This is a genomic window from Pyxidicoccus caerfyrddinensis, assembly GCF_010894405.1.
Classification (GTDB): Bacteria; Myxococcota; Myxococcia; order Myxococcales; family Myxococcaceae; genus Myxococcus; species Myxococcus caerfyrddinensis.
This window is the reverse complement of record NZ_JAAIYA010000003.1, coordinates 201,847-228,362: the sequence shown is the minus strand read 5'-3', so window position 1 is coordinate 228,362 and position 26,516 is coordinate 201,847. Positions and strand designations below refer to the sequence as shown.

Sequence of the window (26,516 nt, the reverse complement as noted above, 5' to 3'; positions counted from 1 at the left end):
GAGAACCCTCAGTGTGACGGAAGGACGCGGATGTCCTCCTGGAACACGGGGTCCACTTCGTACTCCCCGAGGAACTCTCCGCTGAAGCCCTCGATGACGACGCGCTGGCCCTGCTCCAGCCCGCTCACGTCGATGCCCGTGCCGGTGTTGACGAACACGAACGTGGGGCCAGTGCCGTCATCCACCTCGAACTTGAACCCGTAGGGGGCGTCATCCTCGATGTCGCTGACGATGGTGCCCTTGATGCGCACGAGGCGGCCCTCGGTCGCCTCGCTCACATCCCCCGTCTTCACGGGATGGGGCGGGGGCACGTTCGCCTCGCCCAACACCTCGATGGACGTCGGCGCGACGCTGAGCACCTGTGCGAAGGAGTTGGTCAGCGTGCCCGTCACCCGCACCACCTGGCCGACCTGGATGTCCGCGGCGAGCGAGTCGAGGATGTAGATGCCGACCTTCTTGTCCTGGATGGCGAAGCCGTTGTCGTTGGGGAAGAACGCTCCGGTGAACGACGTCGCCACGCCCACTACCGTCACCGTGCTGCCCAGTGGCTGCTGGCGTGCCTGGGCGATGGAGCCGTGCGGGCCCTTCGCCACGACGGCGCCTGGAACCGCGAGGACCGCCACCGCGAGTAGCGCCGCCAGCCCGACCTTCCACTGCATACGCACCGTGAACATGGAGTGCCCCTGGTTCTGCCTCCCGAAGGAGGCTGTATGCGCCTTTAGCGTGGCGCGCTTCACCTTGTACCCTGGATTACTGACACTCGCAGTCACACTCCGGTCGCGGGTCTCAAGGCCCACCCTGGGGCTGGGGACTCACCTGTCGCGACACCAGCTCGGGCGGGCCGGAGGTGAAGGCCGCCTCGACGCGCAGGCCCGGCAGCGCCTCGCCCGGAGCCAGGCGGAAGTGGCCTCCCGGCAGCGCTTCGGCGCGCTCGCGCATGATGTCCAGGCCCATGCCGCCACGGCGCTCCGCAGGCAGCCCGCGGCCGTCGTCCTCCACCACGAGGGCCTGGCGCTCGGGCCCGGTGCTCCCCAACCACACGCGCACCCGGCTCGCACCGCTGTGCCGCGCGACGTTGGCCAGGGCTTCCTGGAGGATGCGCAGGAGCGCCTCGGCGGTGGAGGGCGGCAACGGCCCCGCATCCAGCCGCACGTCGGCGGCGATGCCGGTGCGCGCGGACCACGACTCCACCTGCTGGCGCAGCGGCTCGGGCCACGGGCCGCCGAGAGCGCGCGGCCGCAACTCCTGGAGCAGCGACACCAGCTCGCGCTGCGAGGTCCCCACCAGCTCGCTGGCCTCGGTGAGACAGGCCTCGGCGCGCTCGGGCTGGCGCTGCAGGTGCGCCTTCGCCGCGCCCAGCTGCATCGCCGCCGCGAAGAGGTGCTGTTTCACCGTGTCGTGCAGGTCCCTCGCCAGCCTGTCCCGCTCCTCGCGAGCTGCTAGTTCCTGCCGCAGTCCCACCACTGCGCGAAGCTGCCCGGCCATCTGGTTGAGCCGGTCCGCGAGCACGGCCAACTCATCCCCGGGCGGCACGGACGCCACCACGTCCAGCTCTCCCTTGGACCACGCATCCGCGGCGGAGGTGAGCGGCCGCAGCCCCGCGAGCAACCGCCGCGCGCTGAGCGCGCCCACCACCAGCCCCACCGCCGTGCCCAGCAGCACCAGCGGCACGCCCAGCGCGAGGACGAACCCGAGCACCGAGCCCACGAAGTCCCTCGGCCGCATGGGTGGCTTCATCCGCGCCACCACCGCGCCCAGCACGTGCCCGGCGCCATCCCTCACCGGCACCGCCGCCACCAAGCCGCCATTGTCCCCGCGCAGGCCCAGCGACTCCGGTGCCGTCACGCCCGACAGCGCCCGGGTGATGAGCACGGCCTCCTCCGCCGAGGGACTGAAGCCCTCCGCGCGCGACACGCCCGCGCCGGAGAAGTCCACCGCCATCAGGGGCGCACCCTTCGCGTCGAGCACGCCCACCGTGCCCGCCCCGGGGCCGCCCAGGCGAATCTCCACCTCCAGCGCATTCTCCTGCGACGGCGGCGGCGCCTCCGCCTGCCCCAGCTCCCGCGAGAGGATGCGCTCCATCGCGTCCACGTCCGGAGGCCGCGCCGCCAGCGCGGGCGCGAGGCCGCCGGCCTTGGCGAGCGCCTCCGCCGCCACGTCCACCGCCATGCCCTGCGAGCGGAGCAGGTAGTTGCCGGCCAGCGCCAGCAGCACCACGACGAGCAGCAACGCGAGGCCCAGCGTGGCGCCCACACAGGCCAGTGTGAGCCGCCACTGCAACCGCTGCCAGGGACGCAAGGGACGCATGGAGGCCGCCGAGGTTGGCACGCCGCCTCCCGCATCTCCACCGCCTGGAGGAGGAGCGAGGACTCCGCCTCCAGACGGAGTCCCCTGGCCCGCCCTCCCGGCCTCCGCCTCCAACCGGGGACGGATGTGCGCGGCGCGTTTCACTGGCAGGGTGCGGGAGCACGCGTGGCCGGACGTCGGACGAGGAGGATTCAAGGATGAATCGACTGCTGCTGACCCTGCTGGCGGGCGTCGGACTGCTGGGGGCCGTGGGCTGCGCGAAGGAGGACCCCGGGGACGACGAAGACGATGCCTTCCCGCTCCCGGAGATACGGACCGCCGAGCCCGAGGAGGGAGGCCCCGCCTACAGCGGAGGCCCGGTGACGTGGCACCACGACGTGGCGCCCATCGTCCAGCGCCGCTGCCAGGGCTGCCACGCGGAGGCCGGCATGGCGCCCTTCGCGATGAAGACCTACTCGCAGGCATCCGCCCGACACGCGGCCATGGCCACCGCGGTGACACAGCTGCGGATGCCACCGTGGATGCCCGCGCCGGGGGAGCTCCGCTTCAAGGACTCGCGCCGGCTGACGCGCGGTGAGGTGGCCATCCTCTCCGCCTGGTCCACGCAGGGCGCGCCAGAGGGAGACCCGGCCACCGCGCCGCCGCCCGAGCCCGCGCCGCAGGGCCTGGGCTGGGTGGACACGCGCATGGAGCCCGCCGAGGCCTACGTGCCCAACGGCACCCAGCAGGACGACTACCACTGCTTCCTGCTGGAGCCCGGCTTCCGCGAGGCGCGGGACGTCATCGGCTTCGAGGTGCTGCCGGGAGCGCGGCACCAGGTGCACCACGTGCTGCTCTTCAACGTGCCCGAGGCGGCCGCGCGTCAGGCCGATGCGCGCGAGCCGGGGCCGGGGTGGACGTGCTTCGGAGACTCGGGCGTGGAGGACCAGTCCGTGCTGGGCGCGTGGGCGCCGGGCACGCCGGCCACCCGCTACCCGGAGGGCACGGGGGTGCGCGTGCAGCCGGGCACGGTGGTGGTGATGCAGGTCCACTACAACCTGAACAACGGACCCCGCGTCGCGGACCGCACGGGAGTGGATTTGCAGTTCGCGAGGGAGCCGGTGGCGAACCCCGCCGCGCTGATGCTGGTGGCGAGCGACGGCTTCGCGATTCCGGCGGGTGGGCAGGGCTACCGATACACGTTCCAGCAGGTCGTCCCGGCGGGGAGGCTATGGGGCGTCATTCCGCACATGCACACGCTGGGGCGGCGCATCGTCCTGCAGCGCGAGGCCGGCACGCTCATCGACATCCCCGCGTGGGACTTCCACTGGCAGCAGATGTACTTCTACGAGGAGCCGGTGGACTTCCGCTCGGGCCGCTCGCGGCTGCAACTGAGCTGCATCTGGGACAACCCCACGCCGCGCACGGTGCGGTGGGGCGAGGGCACCCAGGACGAGATGTGCCTCGCGTACCTCTACGTCACCCGGTAGCGTCACGCGTCCATGAGCCTGCCGTCGCCGCGCCCACTGTCCGCCGATGAAACCGCGAGCCTCAACGCGAGCATCCCCACCGAGTTCTCGGACTACTTCGGTCCCCTCCGCGAGGGCGTCCCCGTTCTCCCGGGACCCGTGCACCTGCCCGACTTCGAGCAGGAAGAGTCCTGCATCGTCCTCGGCGACCTCCAGGTGGATGGGCTGCTCGTCAATCCGCCGCACACGACGCTCGTCGTCACCGGCTCGCTGAGGGCCGGGGCGCTGCTCACGATGGGGAAGCTCGTCGTGCTGGGGGACGTGGTGGTGGGCGACGTGTACGGCAACTCGTTCTGCAACGAGGTGTGCGTGGTGAAGGGGAGCTTCACCACGCGGTGCCTGGTGGAGAAGGGGCACTTCTTCGAGGTGCTCGGGAGCCTGTCGGGCGAGGCGGCCCTCTCGCTGAGCAACGTCGTCTCCGTCCACGGGAGCGTGAGCGCGCGAGTGGCCGCGCTGGGAGGCATGAAGGACGAGGAGCGCCGCAAGGTCCTCGACGCGTCGCTGTTCGACGACTCCGGGAGCCTCGTCGAGCCGCTCATCGTCGCCCGCATGCGCGCGGGGCTGCCGCTGCTGCGCGCGGTCTGAGCCCCGGCCCGTCATGCGCAGGTACTGCACCTGCCGTGGCAGGGCCGGATGTCGCTCCCCAGTACCCTGGCGTCGCGCTACCAGTCCGGACGGCAGACCCACGGCTTGTCGGGCTTGAGTTGCTCGCAGCGGAAACCATCCCCGCATGCACCTGGCACGTGGGGGTCGCACGAGGGCTGGCAGCGCCACATGTAACAGACACTCCCGGAGGGACAGGCGGGCCGTCCCTCCCCGCACTTGCGCACGCAGTCCATCCACACACTGCCTGGACGTGACAGCGAGTCGAGCACCCGGCACTCACTGTCGGGTAGGCAGGTGGCCTGCTGGCACTGGCTCCCGTATACGTTTGCACACGCGGACGCGCCCTCGTCGAACCGGATGCACTGCTGTCCTTCAGCACAGCCCTGCGCCCTACAACTCGGCAGGCAGATGGGCTCGGGCGTGACGTCCGCACAGAAGAATCCGTCCGCGCAGGCTCCCGGCTCGCCTCGACGGCAGGGACGGCCGCACCACCCCTGGCCGCCTCCGCACAGCAAACCCTCGGCACACGCTTCTTCCCGAGTGCTCGGAAGGGGCACGCAGCGCTCTCCCTCGTGGCGCGCTCCCTTCGGGATGCAGTAGCGCACCAGGGGCCTTCCCTCGGTGGAGGCCACGCTCCGGCAGACCTGCCCCTCCGGGCATTGCACGTCCGACATGCACTGGCTGTCGGTGCAGTAGCCGACCCAGACCCGAGGGTCCGTGACACAGGCCAGCGGCGCCTCACAGTCCGAGCCGCGCTCACAGTCCCGGTGATAGGTCGCCCGCGCCCTACGCTCTTCGTGACTGAGGACAGGGACGACCCCGTCCGCTTCCGCGCCCCCACGGCCCGGACCCATCCCCCCCCTGCTCTCGAGGAACAGCAACACGAGCGGCACCGGCAGAAGCACCGCCACGACAGTGCCGAGCACCGCGCGCTTCGCGGTCATCCGCACTTCTCGCGGCACTGTGCGCTTTCCTCGTCCTTGCAGAACCGCTCGAGGTCCTCTTCCGAGCAGCGCTGCCGCTGACGTTCCATGACGTCCTTGTGCACGGCACGGTCAACGGTCCCTTCGCGCGCGTACTCGTGCGGGCATCCGAGGCTCGTGACGAGACAGAGTGACCCCATTCCGGCGGCTCGCCAATGCATCCGTCCTGCCTCCTGCCTGACTGAAGCCAGCACTATCCGACAACCAGGCCCGACAACACGAGCACCCCGGAGGCGCATCATCACCCGCCCCGCATGAAGCAATGAGTCATTGAGCAGGGATTGGCCCTGGCATGCGAGCGGAGCGTCTGGATTTGGACGCCCCGGGGCCGCTCGCAAGCGACGGCCTCGAGGCCGTGCTACGGCCGGTATGTGTTGCGCCCTCCCTTCCCACCACAGCCCGACGAGGACCTGGAGACCTTCGCGCAGCGCCTGCGCGTCGTGGCGGACGCGGCCCCGGTCATGCTGGCGTACGTGGACGCGAAGGAGCGCTACCTCTTCGCCAACACCACCTACGCCGCGTGGTTCAACCACCCCCGCGAGGCGATGCTCGGCCGCACCGTGCGCGAGGTGGTGGGAGACGCAGCCTACGAGATGCTCCGCCCCGCCGTCCGCGTCGCCCTGGCCGGCCAGCGCGTCCACTTCGAGCGGCCCGTGCCCTACAGCGGCGGCACCCGCTGCATCAACGCCACCTATGTGCCGCACGTGCACCCGGACGGCACCGTCGCCGGCTACGTCAGCACCGTGCTCGACGTCACCGAGCGCTACCGCGCCGAGGAGGAACGCGAGCGCACCTCCCGCTTCCGCGAGCACTTCCTCGGCGTGGTGAGCCACGATTTGCGCAACCCGCTCAGCGCCATCCTCGCCGGGGCCAACGCCTTGCTCCATGCGGGCACGCTCGACGAGCGCCAGGGCCGCGTGGTGGCCCGCATCGCCCGGAGCGCCGCCGGCATGGAGCGCATGATTGGCGACCTGCTCGACTTCACCCGCGTCCGGCTGGGCGACGGCTTCCCGCTGGAGCCCGTGTCCATGCACCTGGACACCCTCTGCCAGGAGGTGGTGGAGGAGCTGGAGGTCGCCTGGCCCGCGCGCGAACTGCGCAGCCTGCTCGCGCCCCTGCCGCCGGGAAGGTGGGACCGGAGCCGGCTCACCCAGGTGGTCTCCAACCTGGTGGGCAACGCGCTCCAGCACAGCCCGGAGGGCACGCCCGTGACAGTCACCACGCGCGCCGACGGCACCATCGCCGTGCTGGAGGTCCACAACCAGGGCCCCGCCATCCCTCCGGACCTGCGCGCGCACCTCTTCGAGCCCTTCCGCCGGGGCGCGCACACCCCGGGCCGCAGGGGCCTGGGCCTGGGCCTCTACATCGCGCACGAAATCGTGCGCGCGCACGGCGGTGGCCTCGCCGTGCGCTCGGAGGAAGAAGAAGGAACGACGTTCACCGTCCGGCTGCCGCTGCACCCGCCCTCGCGGTAGCAGCACTCCGGTAACGGCTCAGGAGCGGCGCGAGCCCGTGAGCATCGCCGTCACCTGCGGGTCCAGCTTGAAGGACTCGAAGAAGCGGTCCGCGTCGTGGGGCGGCTTGCCGTCCGGATGCAGCAGCAGTTGCTGGTACAGGCGCGGGCCCACAAGGAAGAAGCGGCCGCGCAGGTGGCGCGGGCCGGAGACGCCCTCCACCTCCCAGCCGGGGAAGCCGTCCATCATCAGGGGCCGCGAGGCCAGGCCGGTGGCCCCCAGCGCCTCCAGCGCTCCGTGGCTGGCGCGGGCCACCACGTCGCGCGGGTCCGCCTGGGCCACCGCGGCGGCCGGGAAGTCCGTGTAGGAGACGTAGTAGGCGGTGTCCGCCTCCGGGCGTACGGCGATGAAGGTGTGGAGTGTCACCTCGCCGACCTCGGTGGTCTGCGTGCGGCGCTCCTCACTCACCGGCCCGGGGATGGCGACGGCGAAGCCGCCCTCCGTGGACTGGATGACAGTGGCCGCGTCCTGCTTCGGCGCGGGCGGGGTGGCGGCGGCCGGCCCCTGCTTCTGGGACGCACACGCCCCCAGGCCCCCGAGGGCCAGCAGGGCGGCGAGCGGCGCGACTCGGCGCAGGGTCTTCATATTCCGGGAAACTCCCATGGTGTGGACCGCAAGGTACGTCCGGGTCCGCAAGGGTGCATCCTGCATCTCCGGGCCGACGCGCGTCAGGCAACACCGGGCCCCGTCCTCAGTGCAGCGTCCCCTCCGGAGGAGGCAGCGAGCTGGCCGGCGGGGACGCGGCCTCGGGGAGCCGGGCCACCATGGCGGCGAGCGGCAGGCACACCTTGAAGACGGAGCCGGTACCGGGCTGGCTCTCCACCTCGATGCGTCCCCCGTGCGCCTCGACGATGCGGCGGGCCACCGACAGTCCCAGGCCCACGCCCGGGGCCCGCTGGCGGGCGTTGCCGGCGCGCTGGAAGGGGGCGAAGAGCAGCCGCTTCTCGTCCTCGGAGATGCCGATGCCCTGGTCCGTCACGGACAGCACGGCCTCCTCTTCCACGCGGCGCACCGCCACGTCCACGCGGCTGCCGGCCGGCGAGTACTTCAGCGCGTTGCTGACCAGGTTGTGCACCACCTGCTCCAGCCGGGCCGGGTCCACGCGCACCAGCACGGAGGTCTCCGACAGCGACAACTGGAGGACATGCCCGCTGTCCCCGGAGCGGTAGAGCTCCACCACCTCGCGGGCCAGCTCCCTCGCGTCGCGCACCTCCGGCCGCAGCTCCAGCTTGCCGGCCTCGATTCGCGTGGAGTCGAGCAAATCTCCCACCATCCGGTCCAGCCGCTCCACCTGCCGGCCCACCAGCGCCAGGGTGCGCTCCATGCGCTCGGGCGTCATCGGGGCGCCGCTCCGGCCCGTCAGGGCGGTGGACAGCTTGAGGGCGGACAGCGGGTTGCGCAGCTCGTGGGCCACCCCGGCGAGGAAGGCGAGCTGCTGCTCCTGCTGGTGCGCCAGGCTGTTGGCCATCTCGTTGAAGGTGCGCGCCATGTCGCGCAGCTCCGTGGGGCCCGCCTCGGGCGCGCGGGTGCGCTTGCGGCCGGAGCCGAAGCGACGCATGGCCTGGCTGATGTCCCGCAGCGGCTGCAGGGCGATGCTCCGCAACAGGAAGGTGACGGCCACCACGCCGGCCAGCAGCATCACGCCGAGCACCAGGCCCACCGTGTCGGCGAGGCGGTTGAGCCGCGCCGCATCCTCGCGCGCGGCGCGGGCCTCCTCCACGTTGATTTCGATGACCTTCTCCAGCCCGTTCAACGCCCTGTCGAGCGGTGGCCCCGCCTCCTCGACGCGCGTCTCGAGCTTGTCCCGCTGCTGGGCGAGGTAGACGTCGACATTCTTGCGCACGTCATCCAGCAGCGCCCGCTCCCCGTCGGTGGCGGCGATGCGCCGGAGCTCCGCGAGCTGTGGCTGCAGGGAGGACTCCAGCACCTCGCGCGAGGCCCGGCCGTCATCGAGGGGCACGGAGGTCAACCGCTCCCTCACCAGCCGCTCGTGAGAGAGCAGACCCACCTCCACCTCCTCCGCGAGCCGGACGCCCTCGACGGAGTTGCCCAGCGTGCTGGCGGAGCGGTCCAACACGCTCGTCAGGACGACGAGCGAGACGGCGGCCGCCAGCGTGAGCAGGGCCAGCACCCCCATCGTCGCCGCGAGCCAGGAGCGCAGACTCATGCGACCTCCAGGGCGGGGCCGGGGGCCTCGCGAGACACCGGACCATCCGACGGGAATCCCACGTGCCGCCCTCCCGGAGCCGGGGCTTCGTGAGCGCGCCCCCCTCCTGAGAGGAGGAACAAGCCCGGCGCGGGAGGGATTCGCGGACTGGACAGCAGGCGGGCACGGAGTGAGGTTCCCTGCACGGCGCCAGAGCCGAGCAGCCCCGGCCGTGCTAGGGAGGACGGACGTGGCGGGCGAGCGCCGGGCCACGTGCGAGGTCTCCATGGACATACTCTCCCAGCCGGTACGCACCCTGAAATTCGATGGCTTCTGGCGCTGGCTCCAGGAACACACGCACTGCATCCTGCGGTGTGGCTCCGTCGACGCGATGCTCTACGACCACGACGCCTTCCACTGGGCGCTGCTGGAGGAGGACCGCCAGCACGTGGTGCAGGTGCTCCAGGGCAAGGTGCTGGTGGGCGAGTTGGTGATGGCGGGCCGCGAAGTCACCGAAGTGAATGTGGCGCCGGACCCGGACACGGGCACCCAGGGCCACATCCTGGTGGAGCTGATGGGCGGCCCGAAGGAGGACCCGCAGGTGCTCTACCACTTCGTCATGGCGCACGGCATCGACCCGGCGCCGGGCCACAAGGACCTCAAGCATTGAGCCGCAGGCGCTCGATGAGCGCCACGGCGTCGCCGGTGCCGCTCGCATACCGCCTGGGCCCTCGCGCAGGGGGACGGCGGGCGAGCAGGACGGCCTTCTCCAGCAGCGCCTCCACGGAGCCCGCGAGCTCCTCCGCGCGGAGCCGGAGCGCCTGCCTGTCGTAGAGCCGGGGCCGGGCCAGGGCCACGAAGGGCGTGCCCGTCGCCCGCGCCTCGTTGACGGTGTTGTACCCGCCCGCCCCCACCAGCACGTCCACGCCCGGCAGCACCGCCACCGCGGGCCACACCGGCACGTGGAGCGGCTCGGCCGCCACCGGAAGTGCGGTCGCCTGTCCCGGAGGTACCAGCCACCGCACCCGGGCCGCCTCGCCCAGCAGCGAGTGCAGCCGCGCGGCGAGCGTCCCCGCCTCCTCCACCTCGGAGTGGGTGCCACACCCCATCACCGCCACCACCGGCCGCGCATCCCCGGCCGGCACGCCAAGCCGAGCCCGCGCCTCGGCGCGCGGCAGCAACTCCCCGGCCTCCAGCAACAGCCACGGCGAGGTGCGCACGGCGCGAGCGTGCCCGGCGAGGGGCGCGTCCTCACCGGGAACGAGCAGCAAGTCGAACGCGTCCACCGCGCGCGCCACGTCGAACCGCTCCAGATAGGCGGGGTTCAAGTCCCGGTGGACGAGCACCTTCCGGGCCCGCAGCCCCGGCAGCAGCGACACCAGCTCTCCGCCCAGTCCCCGAGGGAAGGTGTCCACGATGAACACGTCCGGACGCACGTCCTGGAGGCAGCACTCCACCACCTCCCGCACGGCGCGCTTGTCCAGCGCCGCGTCCAGCCGCAGCACTTCCACGCCGGGCCCCAGCACCGCCTCCAGCGGCACGCCCGGAGCGAAGGGGCTGTTGATGAGCAGGGTGACGGAGTGCCCCTGGCGCGCGGCCGCCCGCGCGAGCGCGCTGGCGCGGGTGAGATGCCCCATCCCACCGCCGAGCGCATAGATGAGCCAACGAAAAGCTGCCATCAGCTTCCGCCCAGGTCCTCCTCGAAGGAGGCGTCCTCTTCGTGGCGGAGGCTCTCACCGTCGGCCTCGGTGAAGTCGTTGGGGTCCTTGCCACGTCCCCACGCCGAGCCGGGGCCGTAGTAGCCGTAGTCCTTGTAGTAGTAGCTGGGGTCGTCCTCGTCGGGCGCGGAGTCCGGGTCGCCGGAGTCGCTGTCGCCGTCCTCCTCGTCGTCGTCCTCGGCGCACGTGGAGCAGACCAGCTCCGCGCCCAGCGCGGTGAGGTGCATGTCACAGACGCGCTTGCCGCACTTCATGCATGACGCCGCCGCGGGCCGGCCGCAGTCATGCGAGAAGAGGAACCCGGTGCTCTGCTGGCAGGGGCCCTCGAACATGGGGCTCATGGGCGGCGGGCCTCCTGGGGGGACTGGAGGTGGAAGAGCAGCGCCATGCGCAGCGGCAACTCCATCCGCTCGAAGGCGAGGCACGCGGCGGCCTCGGCGCTCACCAGCGACTTCGTCGCGAGCAGCGTGCGCCCCGTCGCGTCGCGCAGGGACACCTTGCCCTCGCGCACCTTCACGCGGGCCACCTCGGTGCCGGAGGCGTCCTGGATGGTGGCGCCCTCGTCTTCGGGGGACACCGTGTAGAGGAGCGCGCCCTTCACGTCGTTGAGCCGCCAGCCCGGCCCCTGGCGCGCGAGGGTGAAGAGGATCTGCTGCTGCGCGGCGTCGCGCACGGTGAGCGCTCCGCCCGCCGAGCCGACGATGTAGCCGAGCACGGCATCATCCGGGCCGGAGACCTTGAGCGAGGTGCCCTTCCACTTGTAGCGCGCCAGCTCGCGGTCCTCGCCGTCCACCAGCTTGGCGCCGTCGTCCTTGGGCTTGAGGGAGAAGCGCTCGCGGTCGTCGGCGTCCTTGAACTTGAGCTTGTCCGGGGCGGCGGCCTCGGCACTGGCGGCAGGCTGTTGCTGGGTCTGGGGCGCCCGCGAGTCGGCGCCTTCCTGGCGCGAGCACCCGGTGAGCACCAGCAGGGAGACGAGGAGGACACGGCGCATCATGAGGAGACCCTCACAGGCGCCTGCTTGCGAAGCGCGGTGGAGTAGTTGAGCACCTGGTAGAGACTCAGCAGTGACATCACCGCGGCCTTGGGCGCGTCACACGACACGGGCGACACGCGGTCCGCGGCCTCCCAGTCGAGCGGCAGTCCGGAGCGCAGGGAGAGGCGGTCCTCCGCCACCTCCAGCTTCACGAGCGAGACGTATTCCGGCAGCCGCACCGCCTGTCGCGCCCGCGCCTCGAGCCGGGCGAGGTGGGGGTGGTGCTCCGGCTTCACGCGGAGCTGGACGTGGAGGAGCGCGGTGCCCTTCTGCTTGTTCTTGGTCTTGTACTTGCCCCGGGGATTGATCCTCGTGCGGCGCCGCAGCTGGAGCCGCTCCTCCATGCCGAGCCGCAGGTGCGTGCCGTCCATCAACCGCACCTGGAGCGTGAGCCAGCGCTGGACGAAGGACTCGGTCTTCCATTCGCCCGCGCTGCCACGGTCCGCGAGGTTCTCCTTGTCCGTCGTGGGGCGGAAGTCCAGCTCCACCGTCACGGGCTCGTCCGGAGCGATGTCCTTGCGAAGCCGCTGGAGGAGGCGCGCCACCAACTCGTAGCGCCGGTTCTGGAGGTCCAGCTTGAGGAAGCGGGAGGAGATGCCGTTGCAGACGAGCATCGCCACGAACAGCACGGCGACGAGGAGGAAGGCCAGGCCACTGAAGTCCGTGGACAGGAGAAAGAACGCTCCGATTCCAGCCGCGAGTGCCGAGTAACCGCAGATGTGCGCGCGCAGGCTCCACGCCTTCTGCCGCAGGGCCATCTCCGCATCGAAGCTCCGCAGCCCGCCGAGGTCGGCCATCACCACGGGCACCGGGGCGGTGGTGCGGTAGACCCGCTCGAAGCGGAAACGGTCGAAGTCGAAGGCCACGGCGGGAAGCTCCCCCTCGGAGCGACGGAAGGAGGGGAAGCGTACGGGTCCGTTGCCGCGAGGGTCAAACGCGCTCATTTGCCGGCCGTGGGCATGGCGCGGTAGCAACCGGGCGTGTCCTCTCCGTCCGGCACCGGCATCGTCTACGCGTCGTTCGACCGCTTCCCCGCGCCCAAGGGGGCGGCGGTGCACATCCGGGCCTTCGTGGAGGCACTGGGCGCGGCGTTCGGCGGGGTGGACCTGCTGGCGCTTCGGGATGCCAGCACCGCGAGCACGGACCCACACGCACTCGCGGAGGGCGTCACGTACCACCCGCTGGAGGCACGGGGCCGGGATTTGGTGGAGCAGGCGCTGTCCTTCCGCTCGCACCTGGCGGCGTGGTGGAGGGGAAGGCCGAAGGCGGCGGTGGTGCACGTGCGCTCCATCTTCGAGGGCTACCCGGTGGCCCGGAGGAAGGAGGCGCTGACTGACGCGCTGGTGTTCGAGGTGAATGGGCTGCCGTCCATCGAGCTGAAGTACCACCACCCGGACGTGGCGGACGACGCGGAGCTGCTGCGCAAGCTGGTAGCGCAGGAGGACCTGTGCATCTCCCGCGCGGACCTGCTGGTGACGCCGAGCGAGGTGACGGCGGAGTACCTCGTCCAGCGTGGGGCGGACGCGGGACGTGTGCGCGTGATTCCGAACGGCGTGGACCTGGAGGTGTTCCGGTACGCGCCGCCGCGAGCGATGGAGGCGGGCCGACCGGTGCGGCTGCTGTACAGCGGGACGATGACGTCGTGGCAGGGCGTGCACCACGCCATCGAGGCGTGCCGGCTGCTGCGGCGGGAAATGCCCACGGTGCTGACGCTGGTGGGGCCGCTGAGGAGGAACGGGCGGCGGGCGCTGATGGACCGGTGTGGAGACCTCCTGCTGGAGGGCGCGGTGGAGCTGCTGGAGCCGCTACCGCAGGCAGAGCTGGCGCGGCTGCACCATGCGTGTGACGTGGTGCTGGTGCCGCTGCCGGTGAACGACCGCAACTGCGTGCAGGGCTGCTGCCCGCTGAAGTTGCTGGAGGCGATGGCCACGGGCACACCGGTGGTGGCGAGCAACCTCCCCGTGGTGCGCACCCTGGCTGGACCGGAGGAAGTCCTGCTCATCCGGCCGGGCTCGGCGAAGGCGATTGCGGAGGCGGTGAAGGCGCTGAGGGCGGATGCGGCGCTGGGGCCGGCGCTGAGTGTGAAGGCTCGTGCGCGGGTGGAGCGCGACTTCCCGTGGGGCCGGGCGCAGGCGTCGCTGGTGGATGCCTATGCACAGGCGTTCGGGCTGGCTCGGCGGAGCACTCCGTCAGCGGCGTAGCGCCTACGGAATGGCTCGGGCCAGCACGCGCCGAAGCACCTCCGCCTCCGCCTCGGCCTTGAAGCCCGCCTCGATTCGCTGGCGCGCGGCGGTGCCAAGCGCGGCCCGGTGCTCGGGAGGCAGCGAGAGCACGTCGAGACACGCCTGCCCCAGGTGATTGAGCAGCGCCTTGGGCACGATGAAGCCATTGCGTCCGTGGTCCACTGCCTCGGGAATGCCGCCCGCGTCACTGGCGACGACAGGACGGGCACACGCCATGGCCTCCAGCAACGCATTGGGCATGCCCTCCCAGAGTGACGGCTGGAGATACAAATCACAGACGCGCAGGTGCGCGGCAATGGCCTCGGGCGTATCGAGCGGCCCGGAGATGAGCAGCCGCGCGGCGTCCTCGGGATGCTCGGCGCGGAAGGCGACGAGGTGCTCGGCGTCACGAGGCCGCACCTCACCGATGATGAGCAGACACGCGGGCCGTGAGCGCCGCACCTCCGTGAGCGCGGACAGCAGGAACGGCAGCCCCTTCTTGTGGCGCAGCTCTCCGGAGAAGCCGAGCACCACCTCGTCTGGCGCAATGCCCAGCCGTGCGCGGAGCTCCGGGTCCGCGGGGCCGGGAGAGAACACGTCGGTGTCCACCGCGTTGGGGATGACCTCGACGCCCGGGTCCCTCCCCAGCAGCATGCTCATCTTCCGCCCGAGGTCCGCCGAGGCCGCGGTGAGCACATCCGCGCGCTGGAGCGTCCACAGCAGCCGAGCGAAGTCCCCGGGAGGGAACATGAGCTGGTCCACGTCGTTGCCGCGAGCACTGACGGTGGACCTGATGCCCACGGACTCCGCGAACACGACGGCGAGGAACCCGGGCGGCGACAGGTAGTGGCCCCATACCAGGTCATACCGCCGCTTCGCATGCAGGTAGCCGAGCACATCCAGCGTGTGCTGCATGGACAGGTCCGTGCTGCCGAACAAGCCCAGCCGGTGCAGCGTGACGCCCCGCGCGAAGGGCGTGACGGAGCCCGCGTCATCCACCGTCTGGAGCGAACCGGGCGCCGCGGTGCGAGTCCACGCGAGCACGTCCACCTGCGCCCCCAGCTTCACCAGCGAGCCCGCCGTCCGCGCGCCACTGCGAGCCAGCCCCCCGATGTCCGGAGGGAAGCGTTCAGCGAGCAGGAGGACGCGAAGGTGGGTGGACATGGGCCAGGAAACCTACCCCGGCCAACGCCCATTCAATTCCGTGAATAAACGGCGAGCACGCCCGTCCAGGCACACGGCGGAGCCACCGCATCAACCCCAAGGCCGGATCTCCCCTGGCTCCCCAAGGCAACTGTCATGCAAGCAAGGCGCTGGTGGGCACTCGCGCTCGCGGGTTCCCTCGTAGGCTGTGTGATTGAGCCTCCCTCCGACGACTACTCGGACTGGGACGACGACTCCGACTGGCCCGACACCTCGGACCCGGACACGAGCTCCGGCGAGCCGGACTTCCGCATCGACTCCCTGACAGGCCCCTCGGACCTGGGGGCGGGCTCGCAGAAGGTGCAGGCGCGCGTCTGCAACGTCGGGACCGACTTCGCGATGACGGAGGTGTCCTTCTATCTCTCCGCCGACCGCTTCATGGACCCGACGGACCGGCTGCTGGCGACGAGCGCACGAGGCGGCCCCCTGGCGGGCGAGTGCGCGGACGTGTGGGTCTGGGTCACCGCGCCGTCCATGCCCGAAGGCCGGTACACGCTGGTCGCCGAGGTGGACCCGACCTTCAAGGTGGACGAGAGCGACGAGAGCAACAACGAGCGCTCGGCCGGCTTCGTCACCGTGGACCACACGTCGCCGCAGACGCCCATCGCGGCCTGGGCCCCGGAGAGCACGACCACGGGCCGCTCGCTCATCATCGAGGCCGAGTCCGGCGCCACGGTGCGCGTCTACGACGGCCCGGACTGCACCGGCACGGAGGTGGGCAGCGCGGTGGTGGACACGAGCACGTCCTGCGAGGTGCCCCTCACCCTGCCGGCGTTCAGGACCTTCTCCGTTCGCGCGTACGACGCAGCCGGCAATCGGTCCAGCTGCAGCCCCACGGTGGAGGGCCCGGGCAGTGGCACGGATGGGACGACGCCGGTGCTGCTGGGCACGAGGCCCGGCTCGCCGGGGCTCAGCCTGCAGCCTCTGTTCGACGGGCGTGCGACGCCGCGCGCCACGGTGGAGCTCTTCGAGCGTGCTGACTGCGAGGGCCCCGTGGACGAGGTGGTGACGGCGGACGCGCAGGGCGCCTTCACCTTCCAGGGGACGGTAGCGAAGAACGGGAAGCTGACGGTGTCCGCGCGGCTGAAGGACACGAGCGGCGGCTACGGCGAGCCGTCCGCGTGCTCCAACGATTTGGAGTACCAGAACGACAGCACGCCGCCCCCGGGGCCGGTCATCATCGACACGAAGTGGCAGTACACGAGCACGGGGCGCCAGCTCACGGTGACGGGCACGGCCGAGCCGGGCGCCACGGTGGGCATCTTCATCGACGTGGCGTGCACGGGGACGCCGGCGAAGACGGTGCAGGCGGACGCGGAGGGCCGCTTCAGCGCGACGATGCCGTTCGCCACGGGCAACAGCCACCGCGTCTTCGTGGCGGCGAGGGACGCGCTGGGCAACGAGTCCACGTGCACGGAAGGGCCGGCGTACGAAGTGCGCTGCCCCGCGGGCACGGCGGACTGTGACGGCAACTCCAGCAACGGCTGCGAGGTGGACCTGACGACGGACGAGGACCACTGCGGTGCCTGCGGTACGACGTGCCAGGACAACAACTACGCGCAGGGCGTGTGCCAGGCGGCGACGTGCGGCAACACCTGCCAGCCGGGCTACTACGACTGCGACGGCAACGTGGCCAACGGCTGCGAGTCCACGTACGCCTGCCAGGCGACGGCGTGCACCATCGACCGTCCGAGCGAGCTGATGGTGACGGCGCTGTCGGTGGTGGAGGACCCGGTGCGCACGGCGCCCGGTGGCGCGTGGAACTTCGGCACGCTGATGAAGGAGATGGCGGGCGGGCAGGACCCGTCGCCCATGGTGCGCGCGTGGCTGAAGACGTGGACGACGAAGCAGGTGGTGAACGGGCTGGATTTGCCGGCGCGGCAGGAGATGCAGACGAAGGTGCTGGGCCCGTGGGAGCAGCGCAGCGGCGGCGCGTCCAAGCCGCTGGACTTCAGCAAGGCGCCGTTCCGGCTGCTGGCCATCGTCAACCGCATGGACCTGCGCAATCCGGGAGTCCAGGCGGGAGAGGGCCGCTTCGTCTTCGGCGTGCTGGACGCGAATGGGGCGCCGCTCGAGTTCACCATCATCCTGGAGTACGCGCTGCCGGGCGGCACGACGGCGGCCATCCAGACCTGGGCCAATGACTGGCACGCGCTGGGGAAGGTGGGGAGCGCGGGCTACAACGCGAAGCTCCAGGCGCTGACGGACCGGTTCGCGAAGGCGGGGGTGATGACGGGCCGCCAGGCGGGCAGCGCGCTGAACCAGATTCGGACCAACGAGATTACGTTGGCCGAGCCCTGGGAGATGCGCGAGTTCAACCTCACGGCGCAGGGGCTGATGCCAGCGACGGTGAAGCTGACACCCGCGATGCACTTCGAGAACACGGCGACGCTGGCGAGCTACATCCAGCAGAACCAGGCGGACATCATCGCGGAGCGGCACACGGTGCCGAACAGTCTGAACGGGAATCCGTTCCTGGGGGCGATGGCGAGGGCGCCGCTGGACTTCTTCTGGAGGGCGCCGGGCGTGAACACGGAGGCGCGGCACAAGTTCTCCATGAACACGTGCAGCGGGTGCCACTCGGGAGAGACGCAGACGGAGTTCCTCCACGTGGCGCCGCGAGTGGCGGGCAAGGCGGCGGTGCTGTCGCCCTACCTGAAGGGGACGACGGTGACGGACCCGGTGACGCACGCGACGCGAGTGTTCGACGACCTGGGCCGGCGAGCCGACGACCTGAAGGCGCTGGTCTGCCCCTCTGCCACGCAGCTCAAGTCGGGTGGGGTGGCGCCGTCCAACCTGCCGCCTGCTCGCGTGCACTGAGCAGGTCGTGACTCCGGGCACTTGTTGGGGAAGTGCCCGGAGTGTCGATTCACCGCGGCCTCATTCGTCGCCACTTCAGGAGCAGGGTGTAGCGCTGGGCAATCCGGTCCAGCGCCCCTGCGGCTGAAGGGAGTTGGGTGACATGAGGAAGCTCCTCCTGAAGATGTCGATGTCCCTCGATGGCTTCGTGGGTGGACCGAAGGGCGAGGTCGAGTGGCTGTTCCCGACGCTCGACGACGGGGCTACGGAGGCGCGAGGTTCGTGCAGTCCCTCGTGAAGCACGGACTCGTCGATGAGTATCGGCTCATCATCCACCCGGTGGTGCTGGGAAGCGGGCTACGGCTGTTCCCGGAGCGCGCTCAGCCCATGAACCTCCGGCTGGTGAGCTCGACGCGGTTCGACAAGGGAGCCGTCGCGAACGTCTACCACCCGGAGTGATTCAGGCTCCGGATTCAGAGCGCCAGCGCGCAAGCAGGCGTTGCCGCTGCGCAGGCGAAATCTCCGAACCATAGGTCCGGTCCAGCAAGCGGAGCTTCCACTCGGCGGAGCCAGGAACCAGTCCCTCTTCCCGTAGCGATGCAGCAATGAGCGCGCGGGAGGCGGAGAACATGTCCGCTCCCATCTTGAGGCGCTCTTCCCCGGAGCGCCGAAGCATCAAGGTCCGAACCAGCGCTTCGGCACGTGGAAGGGTGTCGTTCATCGCTTCACCTTCTCCAGCAGGGGCTCGATTCCCAGGTCCCGAGCCCAGTGTGCCATGTACGCCCAGTCCAACGCCGGCAGCGCGTCAATGATGTTGCTCACATCCCCGAGCTGCATCTCGGAAAGACTGTCTCGGGCCCAATAGAGCTTGGAGAGAACCAGGTCTTCTGGCGAGACGACCCAGATGCGCTGCTCTTGAACATCGATGGTGCGCCGTCGCTTGAACTCCTCCTGACGGTAGGCGGTTTTCTTACGAACGATGCAGTCGACCTTCACCACCGTGTCGTAGTGGATGAGATTGAAGAGAGACTGGCGAGCAATCGCCTCGCGGATCTCCTGCTCGTCAATCGAGAAGTCCTCCTGGAAGAGCTCCACCATTCCCGCCACATCCGGTGCACCCAATTCGACAACGATGTCAACGTCCCGGGTCATGCGTGGCCGTGCATAGAAGTTCATCGCAGTAGAGCCACTCAGCATGTACGGAATGCCCGCCTGCTCGAGTCGGCTGCCCACCTGCAGGAGCACCTTGAGGTAGTCGTCCACGTCGCCAAGATAACGCGGCCCCCTTCTCCATTACCGCGAAGATGGAGCCGCCCGCCCCCCACCGTCTTCCACGATACGCCCGCCCGCGCGTCGCGTGCTCTACCGGTAAAGCTTCGCGATGCAGGCCTCCAAGCCGTATCGGCTCACCGCCTCTTCCGGAGAAACGAACCGCATCGTGGCATTCCACTCTCCGGTGTCACACCCGGTGGAGCCTGACCGCTCCAGCTCGGCCAACCTCCCATCCGCCAACAGCACGAGACAGCTCCCACCGAAGAATTCGAAGTTCAGGTTCTCGCCCCGGGTCTGCGTGTAACGGTCCACGAGCACCAACCCACGCTCCTCGAAGTGCTCCGTGTGGACCCTTGGCCCGCCATACAACCCACCGTTGTGGGCTTCCTGTTGCGCATGGCGTCGCGTCAACGCGGACGCCCGGAGCGCGGGGTTGCTCCTCGCGACGCGCTCCCTGAGCAACTCCGCGCTCCTGCTCAACAGTTCGTCCATCTCAACCTCCCGTCACCGCCCGAACCCACCCAGTGCCGTCCGGCTGAAGCTCGCCGCGCCCTGGCTCACCTTCACGGCGCTCTGGCTGAACACCTGGAACGCCGCCCGAATCTCCTGGGCCTTCTGTCCCGGCGTCAGAATCCACTTGTCCTCGATGCCCATCTCCCGGAACACGCGGCGGAAGTCCGTGCTCCCGTCATCAATCCCCATCGCCGCGATGATGTGATTCTCCGCCCGCTGCAGGTCCTTCACCAGCGCCGCCACGTCCTTCGCCCTCGCTTTCTGCGAGTGCATGTCCGCGCCGTCCGTAATCAACAGCGTCACCGTCCGCACCGGCACGCCATTCCCGCTGAACTCCTGCGACTTCGCCAGCACCGTGCCCAGCAGCACCACCGCCTGGTCATACAGCGGAGTCCCCTGGTCCGCCCGGTAGTTCCCCGAGTGCATCCGCACCACGTCCTCCAGCGGCCGGAACGGGTTCAGCACATTCCCATTCAGGTAGCGCGTGTGGAACAGCACCCCGTCCTTCTGCTTGCTCGCCAAGAGCGCGTCGAGCACCAGGTTGTGCCCGTCGCACACCAGCTTCTCGTGCCCCGCATTCGAGATGCTCCCCGAGTCATCCGGCATCACCGTCACCAGCACTACCTCGCTGGCCTGCACGTCCTCCACGCACACGCCGAGCCCCGCCTGAATCTGCGCCCCCAGGTCCACCACCGTCAGCGCCTGCAACCCCGCCGGGCTCAGCAGGCCCTCCGCGTGCGCGGAGCTGAAGAGCTGCTGGATGCCACTGCCGTTCCCACCGTTCGCCTTGCTGATCATGTCCCCGACTCCTTCGCCCTCTCCCCGAGGGCATGGCTCCGCCGTTCCCGCTCCCGTCAGGGAGCAGGTCCCGCATTCACTCGACTGCCGCCGTCAGGTGCCGCTCAGGCGATGCGCAGGTCCGGCCAGCTCGCCAGCGGGTCCGTGGACTTCACCAGGTGCATGCCCGCGTCCGCGAAGCGCTTCAGCGCCGCATCCGCCTGCGGCGTGAAGTCCGCCGCGAAGCCGCCCTTCCCGTCCGGCACCGTCACCGCCGACATGCAGTCCGTGAGCAGGTACACCTTGCGAGCCAGCGCCGCGTCCTGCGCGACAATCTCCCCCAGCAGGTCGTCGATGGAGCTCTTCACGCAGTGGCTTGCCGCCTGGCCGCCAATCACCACCGCGTCCGCCGTCAGCAGCGTCTTGAGGAACTGTGTATTGCGCTGCGCCAGCGGCTGCCCGTCATGCCGCGACAGCACCTCCGGCCGCATCACCGAGTAGTTCTCCGTCAGCGGGTTGCCGCCCTTCACCTCCGCCCACGACTGCATGCCGCGCGCGAAGGAGTGGAACAGCCGCGCCTCCTGCACCACGCCCGCCAGTGCGTGCCCGTCGCTGCCCAGCAGGCAGTGCGGCGGCCACAGGTACAGCGTGTACTTCCCCGCCCGCTCCAACTCCTCGCAGTAGTACTTCACCTGCTTGAGCAGCCACGGGTAGTTGCCCCCGCACAACCACTTCGCCATCGCGGGATTCGGCCGCGCCTGCCCGCGCTCAATCTGCTCGCGCGTCACCTCGCGGTACGCGGTGAGCGGCTTGTCATCCTGGTCCACCCAGAAGGACGGGAAGAAAATCTGGTACGCGAAGTGGGTGTCGAGCGTCGCCGTCACATTCGTGAGCGCGCCGAGGTTGCGGTAGATGAACTCGGCGATGCGGCGGCTGTCGTCCACCGCGCCGCGGCCGCTGCGCCCCGCCACGTAGAGCGAGCCATCGGGGAAGCAGAAGTCCTTCTGCACGTCGATGAGCAGCAGGTGCAGGTTGAACTTGTCCGTCGCCGCCACGGAGAGGTCATTCGCCGCCCGCCAGGTGACGGCGGCCTCCTGGAGCTTCCCGGCGTTCGGCCCGTAGCCGTACTCGCCCGCGTGGTCCGCCCGGTAGAACCCCGGCAACGGCAGCTCCTTGATTTGCGTCCTCATCGTCCTACCCCCTGTGTGGCGCGAGGGCCCCCGGCCCGCGCGCGTTGATTGAAAGGAACGTTCATTCCGCTCAGGACATCCGCAGCGCGGAGATGTCCTGCCGGCCCACCACCGCCAGCCCCTGCTTCACGAGGAAGAGCTGGCTGCCCGAGTCCACGAAGGGCTCGGCATCCGGGAACTCGCGCACGGCCTCCAGTCGGCCCTGCCGCAGCTCCACCCGGACGAGCCCCGCGTCCGTCGCGCAGAACAGCGCGTCCCCCGCCGCGCACCGTCCCCGAGGCCCACTGCCCAGCCACGAGCCGTCACCGGCCTCGGCCACCGCGCTCGCGCGCACCGCTCCGTCCGAGCCCACCACCACGCAGTGGTGCACCGTGCGCCCACCGGCCTGCTCCACCAGGAACAGCCACGCGTTCGGCCCGTCGAAGATGCACTCCGCATCCACCAGTTGGCCCGAGGGCCACGGCAGCGCGAGCCCGTCCTTCAGCCCCGTCCGCCCCGCGTCGAAGACGAACGCCCCGCGCAGCCCGCCCGCTCGGTGGAAGCCCAGCCCGAAGCGAGGCCCCACGAAGAGGCGCGTCTGTCCCTCCAGCACGTCGCCGATGCGCTCCGCTCCGTACGCCCCGTCCCGCCACAGGCCGCCCCCTACGGCCCAGTAGCGGTGACGCGCGTTGGCGGCGAAGGCCGGCTGACCCTCGGGCGCGTCCACCCCCACGCGCTCCGCCGGCTTCCCCGGTGCCAGCACCACCACTTCCCCTGCCCGCCCCACCAGCGTCACGTCCCCTTGCAGCGCCCAGCGCAGCGACGGGTCCAACGGACCGCGTAGCACGACGCGCCCGTCCTCGCGCCGGTACGCCCCTTCCGCGTGGTACAGCCAGCGCAGGACGCCGTCCTCGGCGCTGGCGTGCACCAGCACTCCGCGCGTGGAGAACAGCCGCGTCGCCGTCACCTGCCCGCGCACCGACGTGACAGGCGTCACCGTGGCCGTGGCGTTCGGCTGGCACGTGGGGCACGCGCCGCGCGCATGCTCCACGCCGCACGAGGCGCACGCGGTAAAGCGCAGTCCTTCGAGCAGCGGCAGCGGGAAGACGCCGCGCAAATCCTCCACGAAGATGCGGTGCAGGTGGTGCAGCACGTCGTCCGGCAGCGTGGCCAGCGGCAGCGCGGGCTTGGGGTACTGCACCTCCGGGTGGAAGACGGTGACGCGCTGGAGCACCCGGCCCGCGGGCGTCGTGCGCCCCGCCGGAGTCTTCGGCCGATGCACACCGCCATGCGGGCCCACGCACAGCAGCCCCTGCATCACCGTCACCGCGAAGGCGTACCAGTCGCTCTCCGCCGACGCGGGCCGCGCAGGCACCAGGCCGTTGGCACCGTTGCCGCCGACTCGCAGCGGGTCCAGGAACCGCTCGGTGAACACCGGGCAGAGGAACGCGCCGAACTGGAAGCTGTCCGCGTCGATGAAGTACGCGTCCGCGACTCCGGACACGAGCACGTTGAGGTCGTTGAAGTCCCCCACCACCACACCCGACGCATGCACGGCGTCGAGCGTCCGGTGCAGCCCGCGCAGCACCTCCACCACGCGCGCGGACGTGGCACCGGCGCGGCGGAACGACAGCTCACCGAAGCGGCGCAGCGGCTCCACGGCGTCGAGCTTGCGCATCGCATAGCCCAGCACCGTCTGCCCCTTCTTGTCCGTGGCGAGCACCTGCGGCACCACCACGCGCCCGGGCAGTCCCGCCGGGAAGACGCGCAGCTTGCGCTGGTGCTCGTCCAGGCGGACGCGCGCGGCGGCCTGCTCCGCGGGCAGCCCCGTGTAGTCGGGGTGCTCGGGCGGCTTGAACACCTTGAGGGCGCGGCCGTCACCGAGGTCGAACACGTCCGCCTCGCCACCCTTGCCCAGCGCGTGCGCCGGATTCAGCCGCACCTTCTTCCCCTCGAGCCACACGTCCATGGCGTCACGCCCTCCCCATGCGGCGACGCAGCACCACGAGCGTCGTGTCATCCGGCAGCAGCCCCGGCGTGCGCACCACGCGGCGGGCGTCGAAGTCGGCGCGCACGGACTCGCGGTTGAGCAGCGCCAGCCGGCGCCGCAGCGCATCCGGGTTGGTGAAGTACCGGTCCTCCGTCCAGAGTCGAGACAGCGGGCCCACCGGCTCGTCCTTCTCGGGGATTCGCGCCGAGGCGAGCCGCTCCAGGTCCGCCACTCCATCCGTGCCCAGGAGCAGCGCGTGCACGTCCTCGGTGGGAATCAGCGCCTGCGTGGACAGCGGCACGTCATCGCCGCGCATCAGCGCATAGGCGAGGTACGGCGGCGCATTCCCAGGGAAGGGCCCTAGCGGATGCACCTCGCCGTTGAGCGCCCACACCCCGTCCCCCGCGGAGAAGATGAGCGTCTTCGCGGGCGTCACCACCGCGCCCACCACGGTGAAGAGGAAGTCCGCCAGCGCTTCGCGGCCCAATTCGCCCCGAAGCTCGCCCAGGAGGCACAGCAGGTCCTCGCGCAGGCCCGGGAGGAAGGAGGCCGCATCCACGCGCTCGCCCTCCGCGAGCCGCTGCTGCGCCGCCTGCACCAGCCGCCGCACCCCGAGCTGCGCGCCCAGTTCGCTGCACGGCTGACTGCCGCACCCGTCCGCGACGACGGCCACCAGCCCGTGCTCGCTGGCGCGGATGCACAGCGCATCCTGGTTGTTGCGCCCCGCCCGAGCGTGCTCCCGGCCCTGCACCGAGGCGGCGGCGATGTCGAAGGGCAGCGCGGACATGACTCTCCCGTGGCCCTCTTCGGGCACGGACAGCGGGACGACGCATAGGGGGACGCGCCTCGTCCGTGGGCTCCCCACGGATGGCGGCCTCCACACGTTCCTGGAAGCGGGCGCCGCGGGCGCGCCTCTCCTCTCGTGGCGCGGCGGTGGTGCCTCGTCTCCAGGTTCGTGTTTATACAACACCAACATAGTGTCCAAGTGACACCTTGTCAAATCAATCGGGGCCGCTCGCACCTGCGGGCAAGGCTTTCGCGGGCTTGCGGACACTCGGATGTCAGGAGGCACTCACGTAGGATGACGAAACGTCATCGAGAGGAGTCCGCCATCCGTCCCTTCCGCCTTGCTGAAAACCACCTGGCCGTGCCGGGAATCATCGGCGTGCGCTCTCCCAGCAGCCTGTCCTTCGGCAAGAGGGTGCATGTGCTCCTCGGCCCCGACGCGGGCTTTCCCGAGGCGTATCCGCTGGCGGAGTGGAAGCGCGACGTGGCCCTGGTCGATGCGCGCACGATTCCGCCCGAGCTGCGGAAGCAGGCCGACATCCGGCTCCCGGACGAAGAGCGCACCGGGCTCGAGGTGTATCTCTGGGAGATGGCGGAGCTGAACGCCGAGTTCGCGCCCGACACGCGCGAGCTCGAGTCACTGACCCTCGACCAGCTCGCGAGGCTGACGTCCCTGGATGCGCAGACGCGCCACTTCCTCGAAAGCCATGGGCAGGCGTACTGGCTGGCCGGATACACGCGGCACTCGGACACGCTCTGGGTCCACCGCGTGGGCGGCGCCGCCCCGTTCAAGTCCTGGGTCAACCGGGCGGACGCGGTGCGCGAGGACGAAGCGCCGGGACGGCCGGGCTGGCTGTCGCAGGAGGCCTGGTCCGACCTGTGGCGCGTTCGCTGGGCGGACCGCGTGCTCCGAGCGCTGAGCGGCGGCGAGGTGACGGAGGCAGCACTCCTGCTCGCCCACTCGCACCAGGGCCGGCAGAACCTCATCCCGGACGACATCGCCCAGGCCGGCGCGGACGCCGCGGCCCGCATGGCCGAGGGTAGTGCGGACGAAGTGGAGCTCCCCTTTCACGGGCCCGCGCGGCGCGTGCGGCTGCCCGGCTTCACCATGACGGTCTGGGAGCTTCAACCTCTCGACATCAAGCCCGGCCAGCCCGCGCCCTCGCACGAGACCCAGGTCCCCGCCGAGGACGCGTGGGTGCTCGTGAAGGACCTCGGCTGAGCCGGAGGCCCCGGCTCAAAGCCTCACAGCTCGAAGTTGAAGCCCGCCTTCTCCAGCTGTTTGTATTTCTTGTGGTCGAACCGGTAGAGGCGCGCGGCGCGGTGGGAGACGTCCTGCTCCACCTCGTCCAGCTCCTCCAGCAGGTCCATGGCGAGAATCTTCTTGCGGAAGTTCCGCTTGTCGAGCGGCCGCTCCAGGATGACTTCGTACAGCCGCTGGAGCTGCGTCAGGGTGAACTTGGGAGGCAGCAGCTCGAAGCCGATGGGCTGGTAGCGGACCTTGCCCTTGAGCCGCTGCAGCGCGGTGGCGAGGACGTCCGCATGGTCGAACGCCAGCTTGGGTGCGTCCCACACGGAGAACCACGCCGCCTCTCGCGCGTCCGTGGCCGCGTGCAGCGTGTGGTCGCTGAGCTTCACCAGCGCAAAGTACGCCACCGTGACGACGCGCCCGCGCGGGTCCCTCCCCGGGTCGCCGAAGGTGTAGAGCTGCTCCATGTGCCCGGGGCGGATGCCGGCCTCTTCCTCCAGCTCGCGGCGCGCGGCGGCGTCCAGGGACTCCTCCATGCGCACGAAGCCGCCGGGCAGCGCCCAGCGCCCCGCGTAGGGCTCCACGCCCCGGCGGATGAGCAGCACCTTCAGGTCCTCTTCATCCTGGCCGAAGACGACGCAGTCCACCGTCAAGGCGGGCCTGGGGTACTCGTAGGTGTGGCTCACGGCTCCATCCGTTCGCGGGCGCTGGACTGGATGCA

Annotated in this window: 26 protein-coding genes; 9 read left to right on the top strand and 17 right to left on the bottom strand. The window is 70.5% G+C overall.

Going from position 1 to position 26,516, the window contains the following annotated elements; translation table 11 throughout:
• Positions 1–8 precede the first annotated feature (8 nt).
• Positions 9–674, bottom strand: a complete 666-nt coding sequence (locus G4D86_RS08030) for a single stranded DNA-binding domain-containing protein (protein ID WP_163991241.1) — start codon at positions 672–674, stop codon at positions 9–11.
• A 112-nt stretch (positions 675–786) separates the two neighbouring features.
• The gene (locus tag G4D86_RS53735; protein ID WP_163991239.1) at positions 787–2,307 is read right to left on the bottom strand and encodes a sensor histidine kinase; all 1,521 of its coding nucleotides are present in this window, start codon (positions 2,305–2,307) and stop codon (positions 787–789) included.
• 197 nt (positions 2,308–2,504) lie between these two features.
• Between G4D86_RS53735 and G4D86_RS08020 the strand changes: the two genes are divergently transcribed.
• The 3 genes from G4D86_RS08020 (at position 2,505) to G4D86_RS08010 (ending at position 6,879) form a co-directional block, all read left to right on the top strand.
• Complete coding sequence (locus G4D86_RS08020) at positions 2,505–3,776, top strand: monooxygenase (protein ID WP_163991237.1); 1,272 nt, start codon at positions 2,505–2,507, stop codon at positions 3,774–3,776.
• 12 nt (positions 3,777–3,788) lie between these two features.
• Entirely contained in the window at positions 3,789–4,400 is a 612-nt protein-coding gene (locus G4D86_RS08015) for a hypothetical protein (protein ID WP_163991236.1), read from the top strand.
• A 1,378-nt stretch (positions 4,401–5,778) separates the two neighbouring features.
• Positions 5,779–6,879: a sensor histidine kinase gene (locus G4D86_RS08010; protein WP_205519499.1), complete on the top strand. Its 1,101-nt coding sequence runs from the start codon at positions 5,779–5,781 to the stop codon at positions 6,877–6,879.
• An 18-nt stretch (positions 6,880–6,897) separates the two neighbouring features.
• Here G4D86_RS08010 and G4D86_RS08005 read toward each other — a convergent pair whose 3' ends face one another.
• Both G4D86_RS08005 and G4D86_RS08000 read right to left on the bottom strand, forming a co-directional pair.
• Positions 6,898–7,503 (bottom strand): tudor domain-containing protein, encoded by a 606-nt coding sequence (locus G4D86_RS08005; protein ID WP_163991232.1) that lies wholly within the window; start codon positions 7,501–7,503, stop codon positions 6,898–6,900.
• Between the two features lie 106 nt (positions 7,504–7,609).
• Positions 7,610–9,085: a HAMP domain-containing sensor histidine kinase gene (locus G4D86_RS08000; protein WP_163991230.1), complete on the bottom strand. Its 1,476-nt coding sequence runs from the start codon at positions 9,083–9,085 to the stop codon at positions 7,610–7,612.
• Between the two features lie 265 nt (positions 9,086–9,350).
• Between G4D86_RS08000 and G4D86_RS07995 the strand changes: the two genes are divergently transcribed.
• Positions 9,351–9,734 carry a serine/threonine protein kinase gene (locus tag G4D86_RS07995; protein WP_163991228.1) on the top strand — a complete coding sequence of 128 codons (384 nt, stop codon included), beginning with the start codon at positions 9,351–9,353 and terminating at the stop codon, positions 9,732–9,734.
• Here G4D86_RS07995 and G4D86_RS07990 read toward each other — a convergent pair.
• The 4 genes from G4D86_RS07990 to G4D86_RS07975 are packed head-to-tail and all read right to left on the bottom strand — an operon-like array spanning position 9,724 to position 12,681.
• Positions 9,724–10,743: a hypothetical protein gene (locus G4D86_RS07990; protein ID WP_163991226.1), complete on the bottom strand. Its 1,020-nt coding sequence runs from the start codon at positions 10,741–10,743 to the stop codon at positions 9,724–9,726. The two genes, G4D86_RS07995 and G4D86_RS07990, sit on opposite strands and share 11 nt — an antisense overlap.
• On the bottom strand, positions 10,743–11,123 hold the full coding sequence (locus G4D86_RS07985; RefSeq protein WP_163991224.1) for a hypothetical protein: 381 nt from the start codon (positions 11,121–11,123) through the stop codon (positions 10,743–10,745). The genes G4D86_RS07990 and G4D86_RS07985 overlap by 1 nt, the downstream gene beginning before the upstream one ends.
• A complete protein-coding gene (locus G4D86_RS07980; RefSeq protein WP_163991222.1) occupies positions 11,120–11,776 on the bottom strand; it encodes a hypothetical protein in 657 nt (218 codons plus the stop codon). The genes G4D86_RS07985 and G4D86_RS07980 overlap by 4 nt, the downstream gene beginning before the upstream one ends.
• Entirely contained in the window at positions 11,773–12,681 is a 909-nt protein-coding gene (locus tag G4D86_RS07975) for a hypothetical protein (protein ID WP_163991219.1), read from the bottom strand. Before G4D86_RS07975 ends, G4D86_RS07980 begins: the two co-directional genes overlap by 4 nt.
• A 114-nt stretch (positions 12,682–12,795) precedes the next feature.
• On the opposite strand from G4D86_RS07975, the gene G4D86_RS07970 reads away from it, so the two are divergent.
• On the top strand, positions 12,796–14,016 hold the full coding sequence (locus tag G4D86_RS07970) for a glycosyltransferase family 4 protein (RefSeq protein ID WP_163991218.1): 1,221 nt from the start codon (positions 12,796–12,798) through the stop codon (positions 14,014–14,016).
• Positions 14,017–14,019: 3 nt separating this feature from the next.
• Here the strand turns inward: G4D86_RS07970 and G4D86_RS07965 are convergent, their stop codons facing one another.
• Positions 14,020–15,201: a glycosyltransferase gene (locus G4D86_RS07965; RefSeq protein WP_163991216.1), complete on the bottom strand. Its 1,182-nt coding sequence runs from the start codon at positions 15,199–15,201 to the stop codon at positions 14,020–14,022.
• A gap of 189 nt (positions 15,202–15,390) precedes the next feature.
• Between G4D86_RS07965 and G4D86_RS07960 the strand changes: the two genes are divergently transcribed.
• From G4D86_RS07960 to G4D86_RS07955, 3 genes are all read left to right on the top strand, one after another.
• A complete protein-coding gene (locus G4D86_RS07960) occupies positions 15,391–18,060 on the top strand; it encodes an Ig-like domain-containing protein (RefSeq protein ID WP_240360116.1) in 2,670 nt (889 codons plus the stop codon).
• Positions 18,061–18,202: 142 nt separating this feature from the next.
• Positions 18,203–18,337 (top strand): dihydrofolate reductase family protein, encoded by a 135-nt coding sequence (locus tag G4D86_RS52665; protein ID WP_240360115.1) that lies wholly within the window; start codon positions 18,203–18,205, stop codon positions 18,335–18,337.
• Positions 18,334–18,498, top strand: a complete 165-nt coding sequence (locus G4D86_RS07955; protein ID WP_240360114.1) for a dihydrofolate reductase family protein — start codon at positions 18,334–18,336, stop codon at positions 18,496–18,498. The genes G4D86_RS52665 and G4D86_RS07955 overlap by 4 nt, the downstream gene beginning before the upstream one ends.
• Before the next feature lies 1 nt (position 18,499).
• On the opposite strand, the gene G4D86_RS07950 is transcribed toward G4D86_RS07955, so the two are convergent.
• The 7 genes from G4D86_RS07950 to G4D86_RS07920 form a co-directional block, all read right to left on the bottom strand.
• On the bottom strand, positions 18,500–18,760 hold the full coding sequence (locus G4D86_RS07950) for a hypothetical protein (protein ID WP_163991214.1): 261 nt from the start codon (positions 18,758–18,760) through the stop codon (positions 18,500–18,502).
• Positions 18,757–19,302, bottom strand: coding sequence for a nucleotidyl transferase AbiEii/AbiGii toxin family protein (locus tag G4D86_RS07945; RefSeq protein WP_163991212.1), 546 nt, complete (start codon positions 19,300–19,302; stop codon positions 18,757–18,759). Before G4D86_RS07945 ends, G4D86_RS07950 begins: the two co-directional genes overlap by 4 nt.
• Positions 19,303–19,401: 99 nt before the next feature.
• Entirely contained in the window at positions 19,402–19,803 is a 402-nt protein-coding gene (locus tag G4D86_RS07940; protein WP_163991210.1) for a hypothetical protein, read from the bottom strand.
• A gap of 12 nt (positions 19,804–19,815) precedes the next feature.
• Positions 19,816–20,622: a hypothetical protein gene (locus tag G4D86_RS07935; RefSeq protein WP_205519497.1), complete on the bottom strand. Its 807-nt coding sequence runs from the start codon at positions 20,620–20,622 to the stop codon at positions 19,816–19,818.
• A 104-nt stretch (positions 20,623–20,726) separates the two neighbouring features.
• On the bottom strand, positions 20,727–21,791 hold the full coding sequence (locus G4D86_RS07930; RefSeq protein ID WP_163991208.1) for a cysteine hydrolase family protein: 1,065 nt from the start codon (positions 21,789–21,791) through the stop codon (positions 20,727–20,729).
• A 70-nt stretch (positions 21,792–21,861) separates the two neighbouring features.
• Complete coding sequence (locus G4D86_RS07925) at positions 21,862–23,739, bottom strand: hypothetical protein (RefSeq protein ID WP_205519496.1); 1,878 nt, start codon at positions 23,737–23,739, stop codon at positions 21,862–21,864.
• Between the two features lie 4 nt (positions 23,740–23,743).
• Positions 23,744–24,547 (bottom strand): protein phosphatase 2C domain-containing protein, encoded by an 804-nt coding sequence (locus tag G4D86_RS07920; RefSeq protein ID WP_163991204.1) that lies wholly within the window; start codon positions 24,545–24,547, stop codon positions 23,744–23,746.
• A 294-nt stretch (positions 24,548–24,841) separates the two neighbouring features.
• Between G4D86_RS07920 and G4D86_RS07915 the strand changes: the two genes are divergently transcribed.
• Positions 24,842–25,768: a hypothetical protein gene (locus G4D86_RS07915; protein ID WP_163991201.1), complete on the top strand. Its 927-nt coding sequence runs from the start codon at positions 24,842–24,844 to the stop codon at positions 25,766–25,768.
• Between the two features lie 23 nt (positions 25,769–25,791).
• Here the strand turns inward: G4D86_RS07915 and G4D86_RS07910 are convergent, their stop codons facing one another.
• Positions 25,792–26,481 carry an NUDIX hydrolase gene (locus G4D86_RS07910; RefSeq protein ID WP_163991200.1) on the bottom strand — a complete coding sequence of 230 codons (690 nt, stop codon included), beginning with the start codon at positions 26,479–26,481 and terminating at the stop codon, positions 25,792–25,794.
• Between the last annotated feature and the right edge of the window lie 35 nt (positions 26,482–26,516).

Bases quoted from the DNA above. Each gene is read 5' to 3' on its own strand.
- G4D86_RS07935 (WP_205519497.1), bottom strand. From the start codon at position 20,622: ATGATCAGCAAGGCGAACGGTGGGAACGGCAGTGGCATCCAGCAGCTC.
- G4D86_RS07930 (WP_163991208.1), bottom strand. From the start codon at position 21,791: ATGAGGACGCAAATCAAGGAGCTGCCGTTGCCGGGGTTCTACCGGGCG.
- G4D86_RS52665 (WP_240360115.1), top strand. From the start codon at position 18,203: ATGAGGAAGCTCCTCCTGAAGATGTCGATGTCCCTCGATGGCTTCGTG.
- G4D86_RS07940 (WP_163991210.1), bottom strand. From the start codon at position 19,803: ATGGACGAACTGTTGAGCAGGAGCGCGGAGTTGCTCAGGGAGCGCGTC.
- G4D86_RS07950 (WP_163991214.1), bottom strand. From the start codon at position 18,760: ATGAACGACACCCTTCCACGTGCCGAAGCGCTGGTTCGGACCTTGATG.
- G4D86_RS07925 (WP_205519496.1), bottom strand. From the start codon at position 23,739: ATGGACGTGTGGCTCGAGGGGAAGAAGGTGCGGCTGAATCCGGCGCAC.
- G4D86_RS07990 (WP_163991226.1), bottom strand. From the start codon at position 10,743: ATGGCAGCTTTTCGTTGGCTCATCTATGCGCTCGGCGGTGGGATGGGG.
- G4D86_RS07985 (WP_163991224.1), bottom strand. From the start codon at position 11,123: ATGAGCCCCATGTTCGAGGGCCCCTGCCAGCAGAGCACCGGGTTCCTC.
- G4D86_RS08015 (WP_163991236.1), top strand. From the start codon at position 3,789: ATGAGCCTGCCGTCGCCGCGCCCACTGTCCGCCGATGAAACCGCGAGC.
- G4D86_RS07920 (WP_163991204.1), bottom strand. From the start codon at position 24,547: ATGTCCGCGCTGCCCTTCGACATCGCCGCCGCCTCGGTGCAGGGCCGG.
- G4D86_RS53735 (WP_163991239.1), bottom strand. From the start codon at position 2,307: ATGCGTCCCTTGCGTCCCTGGCAGCGGTTGCAGTGGCGGCTCACACTG.
- G4D86_RS08020 (WP_163991237.1), top strand. From the start codon at position 2,505: ATGAATCGACTGCTGCTGACCCTGCTGGCGGGCGTCGGACTGCTGGGG.
- G4D86_RS07915 (WP_163991201.1), top strand. From the start codon at position 24,842: ATGACGAAACGTCATCGAGAGGAGTCCGCCATCCGTCCCTTCCGCCTT.
- G4D86_RS07965 (WP_163991216.1), bottom strand. From the start codon at position 15,201: ATGTCCACCCACCTTCGCGTCCTCCTGCTCGCTGAACGCTTCCCTCCG.
- G4D86_RS08005 (WP_163991232.1), bottom strand. From the start codon at position 7,503: ATGAAGACCCTGCGCCGAGTCGCGCCGCTCGCCGCCCTGCTGGCCCTC.
- G4D86_RS08030 (WP_163991241.1), bottom strand. From the start codon at position 674: ATGTTCACGGTGCGTATGCAGTGGAAGGTCGGGCTGGCGGCGCTACTC.
- G4D86_RS07995 (WP_163991228.1), top strand. From the start codon at position 9,351: ATGGACATACTCTCCCAGCCGGTACGCACCCTGAAATTCGATGGCTTC.
- G4D86_RS07980 (WP_163991222.1), bottom strand. From the start codon at position 11,776: ATGATGCGCCGTGTCCTCCTCGTCTCCCTGCTGGTGCTCACCGGGTGC.
- G4D86_RS08000 (WP_163991230.1), bottom strand. From the start codon at position 9,085: ATGAGTCTGCGCTCCTGGCTCGCGGCGACGATGGGGGTGCTGGCCCTG.